Consider the following 18,740-nt stretch of genomic DNA (forward strand, 5'->3'; position numbering starts at 1 on the left):
TCGGCGAGTTTATTCAAAAGGAGTATCGCGCATGGTCTCTGCACATGCCGAACGGTTGCGTTGGCACACCGCCGCGCAGCTGCTCGCGGTGATGCGGGACGAACCCGGCATCACACGCGCCGCGGCGGCGTCCCGACTCGGCATCGGTAGCGGCAGTGCCAGCGAGCTGGCGGCGCGGCTGCGCAAGGCCCGCCTGCTCGACGAGGCCCCCGCGGCAGCGCAGGGCCGGGGCCGACCTACCGCGGTGCTGGCCGCGCACGACGGGGGTCCACTGATCCTGGCGGCTGAACTGGGAGCCGCCGACTGGCGGCTGGCCGTCGCCGGCGTGGACGGCCGGCTCGCCGTCGTGGCGCACGAGGGCTATGCGGGCGATGACCTCGCCGGCGCGCTGACGACGATGTCGCGCGCGATCGGCGCGATGTACCGGCGTCACGCCGATCGCTGTGCAGCGCTGTCGATTTCGGTCGCGGGAACCGTGAGCGAGAACAAGTTGGTCCAGTTCACCGCCCGTGGCTCACGAGATGTCGATTTGGCCGTGCTGGCCGCGAAGATCCCGCGGCGGGTGCCCGTGCTCCTCGGCAACGACGCCACCCTCGCCGGCCTGGCCGAGGCCCGCACCGGCGCCGCTCGCGGTGTGACGACGGCGCTGCATCTGATGGTCGCCCAGGGCATCGGCGGAGCATTGGTCGTGGGCGGTGAACCGGTCGCGGGCGCGCACGGCGCCGCGGGGGAGTACGGGCACGTCCCCTTCGGTGAGCCGGGGCGCGAATGCCCATGTGGCGCAATGGCTTGCTGGGATATGACCGTGGACGGTCGGGCACTCGCGCGTCATCTCGGCGAACCGGAACCGTCCGACCCGACCCGCTACGTCCATGACGTGATGGCGCGGCGGGATGACTTCTCTCGCAGAGCTTTTCGACAGGTGGCGGTCTCCCTGGGCCGCGGCATCGGTGCGTTGGTCAACCTGCACGACCCGCAGGTCGTGACGCTCGGCGGGGTGGCCGCGCTGCTGCGGGCGCAGGCGAGCGACGATTTCGCCGCCGCCTTCCGTGACGCGCTGATGGCGTTCCGGAAGGCGTCACCGCCGCCGGTGCGCGATGCGCAGCATGGTGCGGACGGGCCGCTGCAGGGTGCCGTGATCGCGGGGCTCGACCGTGCGACGTCGCCGGACGCACTGGCTGCGTGGGTGGCACGGCAGGGTGCCTGACCTGGTACGCGCCGGAGATCACCACCGGTCCATCAGGCCGAACACCTGCAAGCCGTAGACGATGGCGACGGTCAGGAACAGAACCACGACGATCCCGGCGCCGATCATGCCGGCGATCGCCACCGGTGTGAAGCGGTGTTTCGGCGGCGGGTTCTGGTTTGCCGACGCCGACAGTGAGCCCGAATCGGGTGGGGTGTCACCCGGTTGCACACTTCCGCCCTGCGAGAGACCCGTGGTATCGCTGGGGTCCGGGTCGGGGGGAAGCGCTGTGGGGTGCTCGGCACTCGCCGCCATGGCTGTACTCCTGTCGACAGGTTTCCCTGTCAATCCCCGCGTGCTGTGGTCCGGCAAACGGATTCCGCCGCGTCAGGGGTGTTCGTCAGAGTTCGGTCACGGCTGCCCCGGGCGCCCGGCGCGCGTTCGGGACCGCCGAACGCGCGCAAACTACCGGCTCGCGCGGCGTGTCGACGTACAAACGCGCGCGCTCGCCGAAACGCGCCGGGCTAGTTGGCGTGCAGGGCCTCGTTCAGCGTGATGCCGGTACCGTCGCGCTTGACCACCTCGACCGCGCCGGTCACCGAGTTGCGGCGGAACAACAGATTGTTCGTCCCGGAGAGCTCACGCGCCTTGACCGTCTGCCCGTCAGAGGTCGTCACCTTGGTGCCCGCGGTGACGTACAGCCCGGCCTCGATCACGCAGTCGTCGCCCAGCGAGATTCCGAGCCCTGCGTTGGCGCCCAGCAGGCACCGCTTACCGATCGAGATCACCTGCGTGCCACCGCCGGAGAGCGTGCCCATGATCGACGCGCCACCCCCGACATCGGATCCGTCGCCGACGACGACACCGGCTGAGATGCGGCCCTCGACCATCGAACTGCCCAGGGTGCCGGCGTTGTAGTTCACGAAGCCCTCGTGCATGACGGTCGTACCCGGCGCCAGGTGTGCACCCAGGCGCACCCGGTCCGCGTCGGCGATGCGCACCCCGGCCGGCATCACGTAGTCGACCATGCGCGGGAACTTGTCGACGCCGTAGACGGTGACGGGGCCGCGGCGGCGCAACCGGGCGCGCACCGTCTCAAAACCGTCGATAGCACAGGGCCCGTAGTTGGTCCACGCCACATTGGTCAGCACGCCGAAGAACCCGTCCGCGTTGAGCCCGTGCGGCGCCACCAGCCGGTGGGAGAGCAGATGCAGACGCAGGTAGGCGTCGTAGGCGTCGACGGCCTTGTCGTCCAGCGACGCGATCGCGGTGCGGACCACCACGACGTCGACCCCACGGTCCTCGTCGGGGACGGCGAGCTCGGCGAGCTCCGCGGGCACCTCGGCCACCGACAACCGCACCGTGCCGGAGACATTCCCCGAGTCGCTGCGCTCCTGCCCGCCGGTCTCGCCCTCCTCTGACAGCTCCGGTGCCGGGAACCACACGTCGAGAACGGATCCGTCGGCCGCGATCGTCGCCACTCCGATACCTGATGCACCTGTTGTCACGGTGCCTCAGGCTACCGGTGGGCCTAGCATCGCGTGACAGGTCCCGACCCGGGCCCCGATCGGACGGGAGGCGTGCCACGAGTACCGACGTGACGTTGCGCCAACTGCGTTACTTCGCCGTGCTCGGCGAGGAGCTGAACTATCGCCGCGCCGCCGAGAAGCTGTTCATCACCCAGCCGGCACTGTCCACCGCGATCAAGCAACTCGAGCAGCACTTCGGCGTCGTGCTGTTCCGGCGCAACACCCGCGAGGTCGCGCTCACCGACCTCGGCGCGGCCTGGTTGCCCCAGGTGCAGCAGGCGCTGGCCGGCGTCGACGCCGTCGTCGACAACCTCGTCATGCTCTCCGGTACCCGCCGCGGCGTTCTCCGGGTCGGCTACCTCATCGGCACCGGAGCCGACCTGCTCTTCCGGCTGGTGCGCCACTTCGAGGCCGCCTACCCCGACGTCACGGTCGAGCCGATCGAGTTCGACTTCGCCGATCCGACCGCAGGTCTCGCCGACGGGACCACCGAGGTGGCGATCATCCGGCCGCCGGTCGACCTGCCCGAGCACCGCATGCTGATCTTGGACTCCGAGTCGTGGGTGGCCTGTCTGCCTCGGGATCACCGTCTCTCGGGGCGCGCCGAGATCTCGATCATCGAGCTGCTCGACGATCCGATCGTGTGCGCTCCGTTGACGGCAGGCACGTGGCGCGATTACTGGCTGGCGATGGACGTGCGCGGTAACCGGCCGCCGACCATCGCGGCCGTGGCCGCCACCTACGAGGCCGAGACCACGGCGATCGCGCGCGGGCTCGGGATCAGCTTCACCACCTCATCTGTCGCCCGGTTCTACGACCGGCCCGGCATCGCGTACGTCCCGATCAGCGACCGGCCGCCCAGCCACACCGCGCTCGCGTGGAACCCGGGCAGCCTGACGCCTCAAGCCGACGCCCTCGTCCGGTTGGTGGCCGAGCAGTGGAGCACCGGTGAGCCCGAGCCCGAGTGATAACCGGAGTTTATGAGTAGATCAAAACATCGAACTTCCGGTGACGCCGAGATGGCGGAATTCTGTCCAGGAGTGTCCATCCCCCCAGCGTGACCTGGAGTGACCATGACCGACGCAGACATCCGCCCGACTCATTCATCCGCATCACCCGCGAACGACGAAGACGCCGTGCTCGCCGAGCTCGGCTACTCCCAGAAGCTGGACCGTTCGGTCGGCACCCTGGCCTCGTTCGCCATCGGGTTCGCGACGATCAGTGCGACCACCGCGGTGTTCACCGGTTTCGGCGCCGGCTACTTCACCGCCGGTGCGCCGTTCGTGTGGACGCTGCTGCTGGCCGGCGCCGTGTTCGCGCTGTGGACGTTCATCGCCGCCGACCTGACCGCCAAGCTGCCGCTGGCCGGCTACTCCTACCAGTGGATCAGCCGGATCAACGGACCCAATCTGGCCTGGTTCACCGGCGTCATCGCGCTGCTGGGCTGGGTCTGCGGCATGACAGGAGTCGGCTTCATCCTGTCCGGCTACCTCGGCGGACTGTTCGGCTGGAGCATGAGCCAGAGTGCGCAGATCCTGCTCGCGATCGGCGTGGTGTTCGTCTGCGTGCTCATCAACATCTACGGCGTGCGGTTCGCGACGATGGTCAACAACATCGGCGTCAGCCTCGAACTGGTCATCACCGTCGGCGCCACCGCGCTGATCGCGATCATCGCGTTCTCGTCACCGGAGAACCACCAGCCGATCTCGACGCTGTTCACCGGTGGGCAGTCCGGCGACAAGGACTCCTACATGCTGGCCTGGCTCGCTGCCGCGCTGGGACCGTTCTTCGGCCTGATCGGCGTCGAGTCCGGGGCCGACGTCGCCGAGGAGACCAAGAACGCCCGCCGCGTGGTGCCCAAGACCATGTTCTATGCGCTCGTCACCTCGATCGTCATCGAGTTCCTGATGTACGTGGTGTACGTGCTGGCCATCAAGGATGCCGCCGCGGTCGAGGCCAATTCGGCCGCACCGATCGAGGAGATCATCACCCAGCAGGCCGGCCCGGTGGTCACGAAAATCGTTGTGGCCGTGGCATTGACGAACATCCTGGCCTGCCTGCTGGCCAACATCCTGGTGGCCACCCGGCTGACGTACTCGATGGCCCGCGACAACATGCTGCCGTTCTCGCACGTGTGGCGCCACGTGTCGCCCAAGTCCAAGGCGCCGACGTACGCGGTGCTCGGGCTGGGTTGCCTGTCGGCGCTGCTGCTCCTCTCCGCGCTGGTCAACGAGAAGGCGTTCAACTACATCATCGGTATCGCGTCGCTGCTGTTCTTCTTCGTCTACATCCTGCAGACCATCGGGCTGATCGTCGGCTACCGGCGCGGCACCATTCCGCGCGGCGAACCCGGCACCTTCGACCTGGGCCGGTTCCGGCTCCCGCTCTACGTCACGGCGTTGGTCGTGTTCCTCGGCGTCGCGGTCGCCCTGCTCTTCCTCCCGCAGTTCACCACCAACAAGTGGGTGTTCCTCGGCATCGTCGCCGTCGCGGCGCTGTGGTGGGCCACCGGGCTGAAGTCGCGCCTGGCGCGCGGTGACGCCGGCGCGACGTACGCCAAGACCCACAACCTCTGAGCGCCATCCCTAGAACCGAAAGGCATTGTCTCCCATGACTGTTACCGATACAGGAACGTCCAACCTGGTCGCCGTCGAGCCCGGTGCCATCCGCGAGGACACCCCGCCCGGCTCGGTGATCCAGTACAGCGATTACGAACTGGACACCTCGAGCCCCTACGCCGGCGGCGTGGCCTGGATCGAAGGCGAGTTCATTCCCGCCGAGGACGCGCGAATCTCGATCTTCGACACCGGGTTCGGGCACTCCGATCTGACCTACACCGTCGCCCATGTCTGGCACGGCAACATCTTCCGGCTCGGCGACCACCTGGACCGGCTGCTCGACGGCGCCCGCAAGCTGCGCCTGGACGCCGGAATGAGCAAAGACGAACTCGCCGAGATCACCAAGAAGTGCGTGAGCATGTCTCAGCTGCGCGAGTCGTTCGTGAACCTCACGGTCACCCGTGGCTACGGACGCCGCAAGGGCGAGAAGGACCTGACCAAGCTCACCCACCAGGTGTACATCTACGCGATTCCCTACCTGTGGGCGTTCCCCCCGTACGAGCAAATCTTCGGCACCACCGCCGTCGTCCCGCGCCACGTGCGCCGCGCAGGCCGCAACACCGTCGACCCGACGATCAAGAACTACCAGTGGGGCGATCTCACCGCGGCCAGCTTCGAGGCCAAGGACCGTGGCGCGCGGACGGCGATCCTGCTGGACTCCGACAACTGCGTAGCCGAAGGGCCCGGGTTCAACGTGTGCATCGTCAAAGACGGCGTCCTCGCGTCCCCGTCACGTAATGCGCTGCCGGGCATCACCCGCAAGACCGTGTTCGAGATCGCCGACGCGATGGGCATCGAGGCGAGCCTGCGCGACGTCACCAGCCACGAGCTCTACGAGGCCGACGAGATCATGGCGGTCACCACCGCAGGTGGCGTCACCCCGATCAACACCCTCGACGGTGAGCCGATCGGCTCGGGCGAGCCGGGCCCGATGACCGTCGCCATCCGGGACCGCTTCTGGGCGCTGATGGACGAGCCGTCGCCACTGATCGAGGCCATCCAGTACTGACCGCTCACATCGAGAAGGCCAGCGCCACCGCAGCGGTCACCGCGAACACCGCGGTCCCGTAGCCGAGCACCCGGATTTCCAGCTCCGCCACCTCGACGGCGTGGGGAGTCCGGATGCGGCGCGACCGCCGGTAACCCAGCACCAGCACGGCGATGGCCAACAGTCCGGCCAGTGTCGCCAGCCACGGCCCGCCCGCGATCGGCGGGCCGTGGTGGCGAATCAGCATCAGTGCGCCGCCGACCATCAGGCCCAGGGAACTGCGCTCCCAGGACAGCAGGGTCCGCTCGGTCTGCAAGCCCGGCTTCTCCGCCACGTCAGCGCCCCTCAGTGCCCGGTCGGGGGCCAGATCACCAACACCACCAGCACGCCGAACGTGACAGCGACGATGCCGGCGGCCAGCGCCGCGGGAACGCGTGTGGGCGGCAGGTCCACGCCGCGGCGCATCGCGTCCTGCACCACCCGCCACCGGCGCACGGCGAGCACGGCCAGCACGCCGCCGCCCGCGGTCAGCACCACGCTGAGCAGATGTCGCACCCCGGCGATCCCGAACGCCGGCGCGAACTGCACGACGGCCACCCCGCCGGCGATCAGCGCCAACGCGGTTCGGATCCACGCCAGGAAAGTACGTTCGTTGGCCAGCGTGAACCGATAGTCGGGTTCCTGCTCCGATGGTGGCATCGAGCTCCTTCCCAGCGCGGTCTCACGCTAGCGAACCGACTAACCTGGTGTCTCGTGCTCGACCTTCACGGTGACCCGATCGCGTTGACCGCGGCGCTGGTGGACATCCCCAGTGAGTCCCGCCACGAGACGCGCATCGCCGACGAGATCGAGGCCGCGCTGCGCGCGCAGACCACCGGGTTCGAGATCGTCCGCCACGGCGACGCGGTACTGGCGCGCACGCAGTACGGGAAGCCGTCGCGGGTGCTGTTGGCCGGGCACACCGACACCGTGCCCGCCGCGGACAACGTGCCGAGCCGCCGCGACGGCGACCTCCTCTACGGTTGCGGGACCTCCGACATGAAGTCCGGCGATGCGGTGTTCCTGCATCTCGCCGCCACGGTCACCGAACCCGCACACGACATCACGCTGGTGTTCTACGACTGCGAGGAGATCGAGGCGTCGGCCAACGGGCTCGGCCGCATCGAACGCGAACTGCCGGACTGGCTGACCGCCGACGTGGCGATCCTGGGTGAGCCGTCGGGCGGGCTCATCGAAGCCGGCTGCCAGGGTACGTTGCGGGTGGTGATCCAGACGGCCGGAACCCGCGCACATTCTGCGCGTTCCTGGTTGGGCGACAACGCGATTCACAAACTGGCGCCCGTCCTGACCCGGCTGCAGCACTATCAGGCCCGCAGCGTCGACATCGACGGCTGCGTGTACCGCGAGGGGATGTCGGCGGTACGCATCGACGGCGGTGTCGCCGGCAACGTGATCCCCGACGCCGCCTCGGTCACGGTGAACTTCCGGTTCGCCCCCGACCGCACCGTGGATGCCGCCTACGCCCACGTGCTCGACGTGTTCGACGGACTGGACGTGGCGATCGAGATGACCGATTCGGCGGCCGGCGCGCTGCCCGGGTTGACGCGCCCGGCCGCCGCGGCGCTGGTGCAGGCCGCCGGGGGAGCGGTACGTGCGAAATACGGCTGGACCGACGTGTCCCGATTCGCCGCGCTGGGAGTGCCCGCGGTGAATTACGGTCCGGGAGACCCGAACACCGCGCACCGCGTCGACGAACACGTCGACGTCGCGCAGATCAGCGCGGTCACCGAGACGTTGCGGCGGTACTTAATCGGTTGACGGGTCTGGTTACCCTGGACCCATGCTCTCGCGCTGACGACTCACGTGCCCTTCGTCCGCACTGTCTCGAGAGTTCGCTCATGCCATCAATCGTCTTCTCCCACGTCTCGTTCGCCTGGCCCGACGAGACCCCGCTGTTCACAGACCTGTCCTTCACCGTCGGCCCCGGCCGCACCGGGCTCGTCGCACCCAACGGCGCCGGCAAGAGCACGGTGCTGCGCCTTGCCGCCGGTGAACTCCACCCCGCCGCCGGGTCGGTGAGCACCGTCGGCACAGTCGGCTACCTGCCCCAGACCCTGCCGCTGCTCCACGACCGAACCGACGGGACCGTGGCCGAGCTGCTCGGCATCGCCGACGTGCTGGCCGCGCTCGACGCATTGACGGCCGGAGATTCTCGCGACGAGGTGTTCACCGCCATCGGCGACGACTGGGACGTCGAGGAGCGTGCCCGCGCTCAGCTCGACCGTCTCGGGCTCGATCACATCGGCTTGCACAGGTCGTTGGGCACCCTGTCCGGCGGTGAGGTCGTGACGTTGGGGTTGGCACGAGAACTGTTGCAGCGCAGCGATATTTTGTTGCTCGACGAGCCGACCAACAACCTCGACGTCGATGCCCGCGGCCGGCTCTACGAGGCCTTGGACGACGTCCCCGGCTGCCTGCTGCTGGTCAGCCACGACCGGATGCTGCTCGACCGGATGGACCGCATCGACGAGCTGCGCGGCGGCGAGATCACGTCCTACGGCGGGAACTTCACGGCCTATCGGGCCGCGGTCGACGCCGCAGACAGCGCTGCGCGCAGCGCGGTACGCCAGGCTGAACAGCACCTCAAGCGGCAGAAGCGTGATCGTCAGCAGGCCCGCGAACGTGCCGACCGGCGCAGCGGTGCCGCCAAGCGCTCCCTGCCTGACGCGGGCATACCGAAAATCATTGCGGGAGCCATGAAGCGCCGCGCACAGGAGACCGCCGGACGTACCGACGACGTGCATGCGCGACGCATCGACGACGCGCGGACGCGGCTGAACGAGGCCGAAACGCTGCTGCGCGACGACGACGCGCTCACCCTCGATCTGCCGGACACGGCGGTGCCAGCGGGACGTATGGTGTTGCGTTGCAACGCTATCGCGGTGACCCGCGCAGATCGTGAGGTGCTCTCGGGTGTCGAGTTCTCGATCCGTGGCCCCGAGCGGATCGCACTCACCGGTCCCAATGGCAGCGGCAAGACCACGCTGCTTCGGGTCCTGCTCGGCGATCTCGCACCCGATCGCGGCACCGTGGAACGCTCGGGTGGCCGCGTCGCGTACCTGTCGCAGCGGCTCGATCTGCTCGACGACGATGCCACGCTGGCCGACAATCTCGCCGCCCACGCGCCCGGCCTGTCGGTCACGCGACGACGGCATCTGCTGGCGCAGCTCCTGTTCGGCGACGAGGCGGTCGACCGGACGGTGTCGACACTCTCGGGCGGTGAGCGGTTGCGGGCCACGCTGGCGTGCGTGCTGTTCGCCGAACCCGCGCCGGAGCTCCTGCTGCTCGACGAGCCGACCAACAATCTCGATCTCGTCAGCGTCGCCCAACTCGAACAGGCCCTGCAGGCCTACCGCGGCGCCTTCGTCGTCGTGAGCCACGACGAGATGTTTTTGGATGCGATCGGCGTCGACCGGGTGCTGCACCTGCGGGCAGGCGGTCTGCGCTGACGCCGGTTCAGGCGGATGAGGCCACCGCGTCACGCCCGAAGGCGCACGGCACCTCCCGCGCGAGCCGGGTCAGCGTGTCGACTCCTCGGGGATCGCCCAGCGCCACCGCATCGGCCGCGGCGCGCAACGCCACCGCCTTCTGCCCTCCGCGCTCGGCGGCCTTGACCGCATCCCGGGCCGCCGCGACCGCGCCGTGGGTGTCCCGGCGCGCCGACATCGTCCACGCCCGTGCCAGCGCCAGCTCGGGCGCGAACAGCATCGACTTGAGCCCGTGCCGGGATTCGGCCCGCGACAACGCCTTTCCTGCCTCCACGGTGTCGCCGAGCCGGCCGAGTGCCTGCGCCAACAGCATCCAGGCCAGCGGGCCCCACGAGTAGCCGGTCGGGGCCAGCGTGGCGGCGGACTGTCGCAACAGCGCCACCGCTTGCGCCGTCTCGCCGGTCGCGATCAGCACGTCGGCGACCAGCACCTCGCCGATCGCACGGCCGGGCTGGCGGCGCTGGGCGAAATCGGTGAGCCGCCGCGCCAGCGCCAACGCGCGTTCGGGCTCCCGGGCCATCAGTAGCGCGGTGGTCTGGCCGAAGCCGCTGGTGAACCGCAGCAGGCCAGGCTGGCCGGCCGACATCGCGCGCTCCGCCACCGCGTCGACCTCGGCGAATTTGCCCATCCGGGCCGCGCACAACGCCGCCGCCGAACCCGCCCAACCGACCGCGGTCTCGTCGGCGTCGGGGGAGGCGAGCACCTGACCCGCCAGCTCGACAGCCTTGCCGAGATTGCCGGCGTTCATCGCGAACGTCGCCGACAGCGCATCCAGCGTGGTGCGGGCTGCGGGTGAGCTGGCCTTGCCCCGGGTGGTCTGCAGGAACGCCGTCGCCCGCTCGGGCTCGGACAACATCCAGAACTGATTCGCCGCCGTCGGCAGCGCCCACGCCAGCAACTCGTCCTCGGTCAAGTCGGCGGGATCCACCTCGGCGAGCACCGCGTCGGCGTCGCGACCGCGGCCCTGCCAGGCCAACGCGTAGCCGACGGTCAGACGCGCGCCCAGATCGGGCGTCTGGGCCAGCGCCGCCTGCCCCAGCCGCTCGGACAGTTCCAGATCACCGAGCCGCAGGGCATCGCTGGCCGCGGCGCACACCTGCGCGACCGGCGGCGGCTCGTCGCTGCCCACGGCCAGCGCCGCCAGGCGCAGCCGGGCGACCACACCCCGCGGGCCCGCCGTCGACAGGCGTCCCACCACCGCGGTGCGCAGCCGCCGGATCTCCGGACCGCCCAGCGCCGCACGCACGGCGTCACAGAACAGCGGGTGAGCCGGGTGAACCCCGTCGTCGTCCACCGAGATCGCGCCCGCCGACACGGCCTCGTCGACGGCGCCGGCGCTGGTCAGCACCGCCAGGTCCTCGAGCCCCAGGGGATCGCAGACCGCGAGGTACTCCAGCACCCGGCGCACCTGCGGCGTCGCCGCGTCGACGAAGTCGGCCACATGGGCCATCAACCGGTCGTCGTCGTGTCCGGGCGGGTCGAGGTCGATGCGGGACACCAGGCCGTCGCGCCACAGTGCACTGACCTCGGCGGGTACCGGGTTCGCCGAGACGCTGGCCGAGAGCAGCAGGCGCACCGTGGCGCCGACCGCCAGCTGGTAGATCAGCGCGGCCGACAACGGCTCGAGCAGGTGCGCGTCATCGACCACGAGCAACCGGCCGTCACCGAGACGGTCGCGCGCCGCCCGCAGGACCGCTGCCGTCTTCCCGGTGTCCGAGATGTCGACGAGATGCTCCACGGCGGCGAACGGGATCGCCGTGCGCGTCGCCGTCGCCCGTATCCAATCGACCCGTGGGACGTTAGGTCCGAGGCGCTCCGCCGCCCGGCGCAACAGCCACGTCTTGCCGACGCCGGCCGGCCCGATCAACGCCGCCCCCGAGCGATCGCGAACGCCGGTCTCCAACTGTGTCAGCGCGGGCTCGTCGGGTGCGGTCACCCAGGTGAGCGGCACAGGCACGGGCACCGGCCCAGCCTATTCGTCTGCGGCTAAGTTTTAGGTCGTGTCCCCAGAACCCGATCGCCGATGGGCCGTCTGCGTGTACTGCGCCTCGGGCCCCACGGAACCCCGCCTGCTGGACCTCGCCCGGCGTCTCGGCGCCGCCATCGCCGACCGCGGCTGGACGCTGGTCTCCGGCGGCGGGAACGTCTCGGCGATGGGAGAAGTGGCCGCGGCGGCCCGCTCGCACGGCGGCAGCACGGTGGGCGTGATCCCCAAGGCGCTCGTGCACCGGGAGGTGGCCGACACCGAGGCCGACGAGCTCGTCGTGACCGACACGATGCGGGAGCGCAAACAGGTCATGGAGGACCGCGCCGATGCGTTCATCGCGCTGCCCGGGGGCATCGGCACCCTCGAAGAATTCTTCGAAGCCTGGACAGCGGGCTATTTGGGTATGCACACCAAGCCGATCGTGATGCTCGACACTTGGGGGCACTACGAGGGGCTTCTGGACTGGCTACGCGGGCTGGTCCAGAGCGGCTATGTCGCCGACGGCGCGCTGGCGCGACTGGAAGTCGTCGACGACATCGAGGCTGCTCTGGCCGCATGCGCACCGGGCCAGGGTGACCGAGACACGACCACCGAGGAACAAGGGGAGCGGGAATGAGCGGTAAATCCGGGAAGCGGAGCAGTGTCGGGGTCCTCGACATCGCGAGCCAGGTACCGGGATTGCTGATGGACACGCCGACGATCGTGCAGGGCGTCGTCACCGGGTTCCTGGCCCGTCCGACGGCGAAGACCTCGATCGGCAAGGTGTTCCAGGACCGCGCCGGCCGCTACGCCGACAAGGTGTTCATCAAGTTCGAGGACACCGAGCTCACCTACGGCGAGGCCAACGAGACGGTCAACCGCTACGCCGCGGTTCTCGCCGCGCGCGGCGTCGGCCACGGCGACGTCGTCGGCGTCATGCTGCGCAACTCCCCGGACTCGGTGTTGCTGATGCTCGCCGCGGTCAAGTGCGGCGCCATCGCCGGGATGATCAACTACCACCAGCGCGGCGACGTGCTCGCCCACAGCCTGGGGCTGCTCGAAGCCAAGGTCGTGGTCGCCGAGGTCGACCTGGTCGATCCGATCACCGAGAGCGGCGCCGACACCTCCGGGCTGGTCACCGTCGACGAAATGAAGGAGAAGGCGCAGGGCGCGCCGACCACCAACCCCGCGACCACATCGGCGGTGCTCGCCAAGGACAAGGCCTTTTACATCTTCACCTCCGGCACCACGGGCATGCCGAAGGCCAGCGTGATGACGCACTACCGCTGGCTGCGGGCGCTGGCCGGCTTCGGCGGCCTGGGCATGCGGCTCAACAGCAGCGACACCCTGTACTGCTGCCTGCCGCTCTACCACAACAACGCGCTGACGGTCGCGCTGTCCTCGGTGCTGAACTCGGGTGCGACGCTGGCGCTGGGCAAGTCGTTCTCGGCGTCGAAGTTCTGGGACGACGTCATCCGCTACGAGGCCACCGCGTTCGTCTACATCGGCGAGATCTGCACTTATCTGCTCGGCAAGGAGGAGAAGCCGACCGATCGCCAGCACAAGGTCCGCGTCATCGCCGGCAACGGACTGCGGCCGGCGATCTGGGACGAGTTCACCGAACGGTTCGGCATCAAGCGGGTCTGCGAGTTCTACGCGGCCAGCGAAGGCAACACCGCGTTCGTCAACGTGCTCAACATCGACAAGACGACCGGCATCTGCCCCACCCCCGTGGCGTTCGTCGAATACGACGAGGAGACCGGCGACCCCAAGCGCGACGAGAACGGCCGGCTGCGCAAGGTCAAGAACGGCCAGCCGGGTCTGCTGCTGTCCAAGGTCAGCAACTTCCAGCCCTTCGACGGCTACACCGACAAAGAGGCCACCGAGAAGAAGCTGGTGCGCGACGCCTTCAAGGAGGGCGACGTCTGGTTCAACACCGGCGACCTGATGCGCGCGCAGGGCTTCGGGCACGCCGCGTTCACCGACCGCCTCGGCGACACGTTCCGGTGGAAGGGCGAGAACGTCGCGACCACCGAGGTCGAGGCCGCGATCTCGACGGATCCGCAGGTCGAGGAGGCCACGGTGTTCGGGGTCGAGGTGCCGGGCGCGAGCGGCCGCGCGGGGATGGCCGCCGTGCAACTCAAAGAAGGCCAGGAGTTCGACGGCAAGTCGCTGGCCAAGGCCGCCTACGACAAACTGCCCGGCTACGCGGTGCCGCTGTTCGTCCGCGTGGTCGAGGAACTCGCGCACACCTCAACGTTCAAGTCGCAGAAGGGTGATTTGCGTAAGGAGGGCTACGGCAAGGCCTCCGGCGACGACGACGACACCGAGGACGTGGAGATCGAGGACCCGATCTACGTGCTCTCGGGCAAGGAGGAGGGGTACGTGGAGTTCTACGACGAGTACCCCGACGAGGTCGCCGCGGGCAAGAAGCCGAAGTAATCGCTGAGTCGGGCGTGCTGACCGACGTCAGATGTCGGTAAGCGCGCCCGATACGCCGTGGTCCGTAGCCTGAAGGGCGTGCAGTCGACGTTTCTCGGGCGGCCGGTGGCCGGTGATCGTGCGCTGATCATGGCGATCGTCAACCGGACGCCGGATTCTTTCTACGACCGGGGCGCCACGTTCACCGACGACGCCGCCAAGGAGGCTGCGCACCGCGTCGTCGCCGACGGCGCCGACGTCGTCGACGTGGGCGGGGTCAAGGCCGGGCCGGGCCAGACCGTGGACGTCGACGAGGAGATCGCCCGCGTCGTGCCGTTCATCGAATGGCTGCGCGGCACCTTTCCCGACCAGTTGATCAGTGTCGACACGTGGCGCGCCGAGGTCGCCAAGCAGGCCTGCGCGGCCGGCGCGGACCTGATCAACGACACCTGGGGCGGTGCGGACCCCGAGCTGCCGGCCGTCGCCGCGGAGTTCAACGCGGGCCTGGTGTGCTCACACACCGGCGGGGCGGTCCCGCGGACCCGGCCGTTCCGGGTCAACTACGGGATCACCGAACGCGGCGTGGTCGACGACGTGCTCGCCGAGGTGACCGCCGCCGCCGAGCGGGCCCTGTCCCACGGCGTCCGACGGGACGGCATCGTGATCGATCCGACCCATGATTTCGGCAAGAACACTTACCACGGTCTTACTTTGTTGCGGCACGTAAAAGAGCTTGTTAACACTGGATGGCCCGTCCTGATGGCCCTGAGCAACAAAGATTTCGTCGGGGAGACTCTCGGTGTGGGACTCACCGAGCGCCTGGAAGGCACCCTGGCCGCGACCGCACTCGCGGCCGCCGAGGGAGCCGCCATGTTCCGTGTGCACGAGGTGGGCCCCACACGTCGGGTACTGGACATGGTGGCGTCGATCAACGGCGTCCGTCCGCCACAACGCACGGTGAGGGGACTGGCATGACGGTCTTGAGTGAGCGCATCACGGGAACGGGCCCTGCGGGAATGGCCGAGCACCGCTGGCTGACCGACCACAGCTGGAGCCGTCCGACCTGGACGGTTGCCGAGCTGGAAGCCGCGAAGAAGGGGCGCACCGTCTCGGTGGTCCTGCCTGCGCTGAACGAGGAAGAGACCGTCGCCGGTGTGGTCGAGACGATCACGCCGCTGCTGGGCGGACTGGTCGACGAGCTCGTGGTGCTCGACTCCGGATCCACCGACGACACCGAGATCCGCGCGCTGGCCGCGGGCGCTCGGGTGATCAGCCGCGAGGCCGCGTTGCCTGAGGTGGCGCCCGCGCCCGGCAAGGGTGAGGTGCTGTGGCGTTCGCTGGCCGCGACGACCGGTGACCTGATCGCATTCGTCGACTCGGATCTGCTCGACCCGGACCCGATGTTCGTGCCCAAGCTGCTCGGCCCGCTGCTCACCGCTGACGGCGTGCACCTGGTCAAGGGCTTCTACCGGCGCCCGCTGAAGGTCAGCGGACGCGAGGACGCCAACGGCGGCGGTCGCGTGACCGAGCTGGTGGCCCGGCCTCTGCTCGCAGCGCTGCGCCCGGAGCTGTCGTGCCTGTACCAGCCGCTGGGCGGCGAGTACGCCGGCACCCGGGAACTCCTGACCGCTGTGCCGTTCGCCCCGGGCTACGGCGTGGAGATCGGGCTGCTTGTCGACGCCTACGACCGGCTGGGCCTCGACGGGATCGCACAGGTCAATCTCGGCGTCCGCACGCACCGCAACCGCCCGCTGACCGAGCTGGCCTCGATGAGCCGCCAGGTCATCGCGACGCTGCTGCAGCGCTGCGGTATCCCGGACTCCGGCGTCGGGCTGACTCAGTTCTTCGCCGACGGCGAGGACTACACGCCTCGCACGTCCTCGGTGTCGTTGGACGACCGGCCCCCGATGATCACGCTGCGTCCCCGCTGATTCTGTCGGAGCACTCAGGCACTATCGACGTGTGACGCTCGTTCTGCTCTACCTCGTCGTGCTGGTGCTCGTCGGCATCGTGTTGTTCGCGATCGGCAGTGTGTTGTTCGGCCGGGGTGAGGTGCTGCCGCCGCTGCCGAAAGCCACCACGGCCACCTCGTTGCCGGCCACCGAGATCACCGGGGCCGATGTCGAGGCGCTGAAGTTCACCCAGACGTTGCGCGGCTACAAGGCCAGTGAGGTCGACTGGGCGCTCGAGCGCCTGGCCCGCGAGATCGATCAGCTGCGCGGCGAACTCGCTGCGGTGCGCGACGTTCCGCAGCACGGCACATGACGGTCGCCTCCGACGGTCGGGTCCGGTGCGGCTGGATCGACCAGGCGCGCCTCTCCGACGACGACTTCGTGCTCTACCGCGACTACCACGACACCGAGTGGGGCCAACCGGTGCACGATTCGGGTGCGCTGTTCGAGCGGGTCAGCCTCGAGGCGTTCCAGAGCGGTCTGTCGTGGTTGATCATCCTGCGCAAGCGGGAGAATTTCCGCGCCGCGTTCGACGGCTTCGACGTGGAGCGGGTGGCCCGCTACACCGAGCGCGACGTCGAGCGGTTGCTGTCCGATGTCGGCATCGTGCGCAACCGGTCCAAGATCGAGGCCACCATCGCCAACGCGCGAGCCGTTGCCGATCTCACCGATGCGGGCGGCGACCTGGCCCAGCTGCTGTGGTCTTTCGCCCCGGCAGACCGCGCCACCCGACCCCGGCCGGTCGACCTGTCGGGGGTCGCGGCCACGTCGCCGGAATCCACCGCGATGGCCAAGGAACTCAAACGGCGTGGGTTCCGGTTCGTCGGCCCGACGACGGCCTATGCACTGATGCAGGCGACCGGCATGGTGGACGACCACGTCGCCGACTGCTGGGTGCCGCGAACCGAGCCGCAGGCGCAGCTATAGCGGGTCTTTGCACACGAGATGGCGTGGATAGGGAACAATGGACGTCTGAAGCAGTTCAGAGCCGATGCTGTCAGTGTTCGACGTCATCGGAGTTTGCACGACCAATCGGGCCCTGACGGGCACGCCCATGTGGAGGAGGCACTCGATGGCGGCGATGAAGCCCCGGACCGGAGACGGTCCACTGGAAGCAACCAAGGAGGGGCGCGGCATCGTGATGCGGGTACCACTGGAAGGCGGCGGACGATTGGTCGTCGAGCTGACTCCCGATGAGGCAGCCGCCCTCGGAGACGAACTCAAGGGCGTCACCAGCTAGCCGCCGGACGCTGCGCAGACCTTGCGGTAGATCTCCAGGGTCTGCTCGGCGATCTGTGCCCACGAGAACTCCTCGATGCACCGGGCCCGGCCCGCGGCGCCGTACATCGCGGCGCGCTGCGGGTCGGCCACCAAGGAGTTGACGCCCTCGGCGAGGTCGCGCTCGAAGGCCGCCGCATCGGCGGGGTCGTAATGCACCAACAGTCCCGTACGTCCGTCATCGACCACCTCGGGGATGCCGCCGACGTCGGACGCGACCACCGCGGTCCCGCACGCCATCGCCTCGAGATTGACGATGCCCAGTGGCTCGTAGACTGACGGACACACGAATGCCGTTGCCGCGGAAAGAATTTCGCGGATCTTCGCGGTCGGCAGCATCTCGCGCACCCAGAACACGCCGGTGCGGGCGCTGGACAGCTGCTGAACTGCCGACGCCACCTCCTCGGCGATCTCCGGGGTGTCGGGCGCCCCGGCGCACAGGATGAGCTGCACCTCCGGCGCGAAGTGATGCGCGGCGGCCACCAGGTGCGCGACGCCCTTCTGCCGGGTGATCCTGCCGACGAATGCGACGATCGGGCGGGTCGGGTCCACCCCCAGGTCGGCGAGCACCGACTCCGCCGGGTCGGGTTGAGCGGGATACCAGACGTCGGTGTCGATGCCGTTGCGCACCACATGCACCCGGTCGGGGTCCAACGCCGGGTAGGTGCGCAGCACGTCTTCGCGCATCCCGGAGCTGACGGCGATCACCGCATCCGCGGCCTCCACTGCCGTCTTCTCCACCCACGACGAGATTCGGTATCCGCCGCCGAGCTGCTCGGCCTTCCACGGCCGCATCGGCTCCAGCGAGTGCGCGGTCAACACGTGCGGCACGCCGTAGAGCAGCGCGGCCAGATGCCCGGCCATGCCGGTGTACCACGTGTGCGAGTGGACCACGGTGGCCTCGGAGCTGCTGTCGACCATGGTGAGATCGGCCGACAGCGTGGCCAGGGCGGGATTGGCGCCTGCCAGCGCCGGATCGGGGGCGGCGACGGTCACCCCCGGGCGCGGTGCTCCCATGCAGTGCACGTCGACCTCACAGAGATGTCGCAGTTGCGCGACCAGTTCGGTGACGTGGACTCCGGCGCCGCCGTAGACCTCCGGTGGGTACTCCCGCGTCATCATCGCCACTCGCATGGACTGACCGTACCCAGATCGGCCGACGGCTCGCGCCGCATCCTCAATTGTCTTGATGCACTTGTTCTGATCCACCAGACTCGGTCGAGAAACGAGAACTCGCCAATGCCTGCCAATAGC

19 protein-coding genes are annotated in these 18,740 nt (G+C 69.1%); 13 read left to right on the forward strand and 6 right to left on the reverse strand.

Going from position 1 to position 18,740, the window contains the following annotated elements:
- Positions 1-31: 31 nt before the first annotated feature.
- The gene (locus tag MHN84_RS23565) at positions 32-1,207 is read left to right on the forward strand and encodes an ROK family transcriptional regulator (RefSeq protein WP_241206938.1); all 1,176 of its coding nucleotides are present in this window, start codon (positions 32-34) and stop codon (positions 1,205-1,207) included.
- An 18-nt stretch (positions 1,208-1,225) separates the two neighbouring features.
- Here the strand turns inward: MHN84_RS23565 and MHN84_RS23570 are convergent, their stop codons facing one another.
- Both MHN84_RS23570 and dapD read right to left on the reverse strand, forming a co-directional pair.
- Positions 1,226-1,501: a DUF6480 family protein gene (locus MHN84_RS23570; RefSeq protein ID WP_241206939.1), complete on the reverse strand. Its 276-nt coding sequence runs from the start codon at positions 1,499-1,501 to the stop codon at positions 1,226-1,228.
- Positions 1,502-1,710: 209 nt separating this feature from the next.
- Positions 1,711-2,694: a 2,3,4,5-tetrahydropyridine-2,6-dicarboxylate N-succinyltransferase gene (gene dapD, locus MHN84_RS23575; protein ID WP_241206940.1), complete on the reverse strand. Its 984-nt coding sequence runs from the start codon at positions 2,692-2,694 to the stop codon at positions 1,711-1,713.
- Between the two features lie 89 nt (positions 2,695-2,783).
- Here dapD and MHN84_RS23580 point away from each other — a divergent pair, with 89 nt between their 5' ends.
- The 3 genes from MHN84_RS23580 to MHN84_RS23590 all read left to right on the forward strand — a co-directional run bounded on the left by MHN84_RS23580 (position 2,784) and on the right by MHN84_RS23590 (position 6,342).
- On the forward strand, positions 2,784-3,683 hold the full coding sequence (locus MHN84_RS23580) for a LysR family transcriptional regulator (protein WP_241206941.1): 900 nt from the start codon (positions 2,784-2,786) through the stop codon (positions 3,681-3,683).
- A gap of 105 nt (positions 3,684-3,788) precedes the next feature.
- Positions 3,789-5,291, forward strand: a complete 1,503-nt coding sequence (locus tag MHN84_RS23585; RefSeq protein ID WP_241206942.1) for an APC family permease — start codon at positions 3,789-3,791, stop codon at positions 5,289-5,291.
- Positions 5,292-5,325: 34 nt separating this feature from the next.
- Complete coding sequence (locus MHN84_RS23590; protein ID WP_241206943.1) at positions 5,326-6,342, forward strand: aminotransferase class IV; 1,017 nt, start codon at positions 5,326-5,328, stop codon at positions 6,340-6,342.
- Positions 6,343-6,346: 4 nt separating this feature from the next.
- Here the strand turns inward: MHN84_RS23590 and MHN84_RS23595 are convergent, their stop codons facing one another.
- Together MHN84_RS23595 and MHN84_RS23600 are read right to left on the reverse strand one after the other, a co-directional pair.
- Positions 6,347-6,655 carry a DUF202 domain-containing protein gene (locus MHN84_RS23595; RefSeq protein ID WP_241206944.1) on the reverse strand — a complete coding sequence of 103 codons (309 nt, stop codon included), beginning with the start codon at positions 6,653-6,655 and terminating at the stop codon, positions 6,347-6,349.
- Between the two features lie 11 nt (positions 6,656-6,666).
- Entirely contained in the window at positions 6,667-7,020 is a 354-nt protein-coding gene (locus MHN84_RS23600; protein ID WP_241206945.1) for a YidH family protein, read from the reverse strand.
- 54 nt (positions 7,021-7,074) lie between these two features.
- On the opposite strand from MHN84_RS23600, the gene dapE reads away from it, so the two are divergent.
- Together dapE and MHN84_RS23610 are read left to right on the forward strand one after the other, a co-directional pair.
- Positions 7,075-8,139, forward strand: a complete 1,065-nt coding sequence (gene dapE / locus MHN84_RS23605; protein WP_241206946.1) for a succinyl-diaminopimelate desuccinylase — start codon at positions 7,075-7,077, stop codon at positions 8,137-8,139.
- An 80-nt stretch (positions 8,140-8,219) separates the two neighbouring features.
- The gene (locus MHN84_RS23610) at positions 8,220-9,830 is read left to right on the forward strand and encodes an ABC-F family ATP-binding cassette domain-containing protein (protein ID WP_241206947.1); all 1,611 of its coding nucleotides are present in this window, start codon (positions 8,220-8,222) and stop codon (positions 9,828-9,830) included.
- A gap of 7 nt (positions 9,831-9,837) precedes the next feature.
- On the opposite strand, the gene MHN84_RS23615 is transcribed toward MHN84_RS23610, so the two are convergent.
- Complete coding sequence (locus tag MHN84_RS23615) at positions 9,838-11,820, reverse strand: AAA family ATPase (RefSeq protein WP_241207002.1); 1,983 nt, start codon at positions 11,818-11,820, stop codon at positions 9,838-9,840.
- A 49-nt stretch (positions 11,821-11,869) separates the two neighbouring features.
- On the opposite strand from MHN84_RS23615, the gene MHN84_RS23620 reads away from it, so the two are divergent.
- The 7 genes from MHN84_RS23620 to MHN84_RS23650 all read left to right on the forward strand — a co-directional run bounded on the left by MHN84_RS23620 (position 11,870) and on the right by MHN84_RS23650 (position 17,448).
- Positions 11,870-12,472: a TIGR00730 family Rossman fold protein gene (locus MHN84_RS23620; RefSeq protein ID WP_241206948.1), complete on the forward strand. Its 603-nt coding sequence runs from the start codon at positions 11,870-11,872 to the stop codon at positions 12,470-12,472.
- The gene (fadD6, locus tag MHN84_RS23625) at positions 12,469-14,277 is read left to right on the forward strand and encodes a long-chain-acyl-CoA synthetase FadD6 (protein ID WP_241206949.1); all 1,809 of its coding nucleotides are present in this window, start codon (positions 12,469-12,471) and stop codon (positions 14,275-14,277) included. Before MHN84_RS23620 ends, fadD6 begins: the two co-directional genes overlap by 4 nt.
- A 129-nt stretch (positions 14,278-14,406) precedes the next feature.
- Positions 14,407-15,231 carry a dihydropteroate synthase gene (gene folP, locus MHN84_RS23630; RefSeq protein ID WP_241207003.1) on the forward strand — a complete coding sequence of 275 codons (825 nt, stop codon included), beginning with the start codon at positions 14,407-14,409 and terminating at the stop codon, positions 15,229-15,231.
- The gene (locus MHN84_RS23635) at positions 15,228-16,187 is read left to right on the forward strand and encodes a glucosyl-3-phosphoglycerate synthase (RefSeq protein ID WP_374238410.1); all 960 of its coding nucleotides are present in this window, start codon (positions 15,228-15,230) and stop codon (positions 16,185-16,187) included. Before folP ends, MHN84_RS23635 begins: the two co-directional genes overlap by 4 nt.
- A gap of 31 nt (positions 16,188-16,218) precedes the next feature.
- Positions 16,219-16,521 (forward strand): DivIVA domain-containing protein, encoded by a 303-nt coding sequence (locus MHN84_RS23640; protein ID WP_241206950.1) that lies wholly within the window; start codon positions 16,219-16,221, stop codon positions 16,519-16,521.
- The gene (locus tag MHN84_RS23645) at positions 16,518-17,135 is read left to right on the forward strand and encodes a DNA-3-methyladenine glycosylase I (protein ID WP_241206951.1); all 618 of its coding nucleotides are present in this window, start codon (positions 16,518-16,520) and stop codon (positions 17,133-17,135) included. Before MHN84_RS23640 ends, MHN84_RS23645 begins: the two co-directional genes overlap by 4 nt.
- 145 nt (positions 17,136-17,280) lie before the next feature.
- A complete protein-coding gene (locus MHN84_RS23650) occupies positions 17,281-17,448 on the forward strand; it encodes a DUF3117 domain-containing protein (protein ID WP_003406247.1) in 168 nt (55 codons plus the stop codon).
- On the opposite strand, the gene glgA is transcribed toward MHN84_RS23650, so the two are convergent.
- Entirely contained in the window at positions 17,445-18,620 is a 1,176-nt protein-coding gene (glgA, locus tag MHN84_RS23655; RefSeq protein WP_241206952.1) for a glycogen synthase, read from the reverse strand. The genes MHN84_RS23650 and glgA overlap by 4 nt on opposite strands.
- Between the last annotated feature and the right edge of the window lie 120 nt (positions 18,621-18,740).

The sequence above is a fragment of the Mycobacterium sp. PSTR-4-N genome, from assembly GCF_022348085.1.
Classification (GTDB): domain Bacteria; phylum Actinomycetota; class Actinomycetes; order Mycobacteriales; family Mycobacteriaceae; genus Mycobacterium.

Excerpts from the sequence above, each read along its gene's own strand:
- fadD6 (WP_241206949.1), top strand. The coding sequence starts at position 12,469 with ATGAGCGGTAAATCCGGGAAGCGGAGCAGTGTCGGGGTCCTCGACATC.
- MHN84_RS23610 (WP_241206947.1), top strand. The coding sequence starts at position 8,220 with ATGCCATCAATCGTCTTCTCCCACGTCTCGTTCGCCTGGCCCGACGAG.
- MHN84_RS23570 (WP_241206939.1), bottom strand. The coding sequence starts at position 1,501 with ATGGCGGCGAGTGCCGAGCACCCCACAGCGCTTCCCCCCGACCCGGAC.
- MHN84_RS23635 (WP_374238410.1), top strand. The coding sequence starts at position 15,228 with ATGACGGTCTTGAGTGAGCGCATCACGGGAACGGGCCCTGCGGGAATG.
- MHN84_RS23565 (WP_241206938.1), top strand. The coding sequence starts at position 32 with ATGGTCTCTGCACATGCCGAACGGTTGCGTTGGCACACCGCCGCGCAG.
- MHN84_RS23600 (WP_241206945.1), bottom strand. The coding sequence starts at position 7,020 with ATGCCACCATCGGAGCAGGAACCCGACTATCGGTTCACGCTGGCCAAC.
- MHN84_RS23585 (WP_241206942.1), top strand. The coding sequence starts at position 3,789 with ATGACCGACGCAGACATCCGCCCGACTCATTCATCCGCATCACCCGCG.
- glgA (WP_241206952.1), bottom strand. The coding sequence starts at position 18,620 with ATGCGAGTGGCGATGATGACGCGGGAGTACCCACCGGAGGTCTACGGC.
- folP (WP_241207003.1), top strand. The coding sequence starts at position 14,407 with ATGGCGATCGTCAACCGGACGCCGGATTCTTTCTACGACCGGGGCGCC.
- MHN84_RS23650 (WP_003406247.1), top strand. The coding sequence starts at position 17,281 with ATGGCGGCGATGAAGCCCCGGACCGGAGACGGTCCACTGGAAGCAACC.
- MHN84_RS23590 (WP_241206943.1), top strand. The coding sequence starts at position 5,326 with ATGACTGTTACCGATACAGGAACGTCCAACCTGGTCGCCGTCGAGCCC.
- MHN84_RS23645 (WP_241206951.1), top strand. The coding sequence starts at position 16,518 with ATGACGGTCGCCTCCGACGGTCGGGTCCGGTGCGGCTGGATCGACCAG.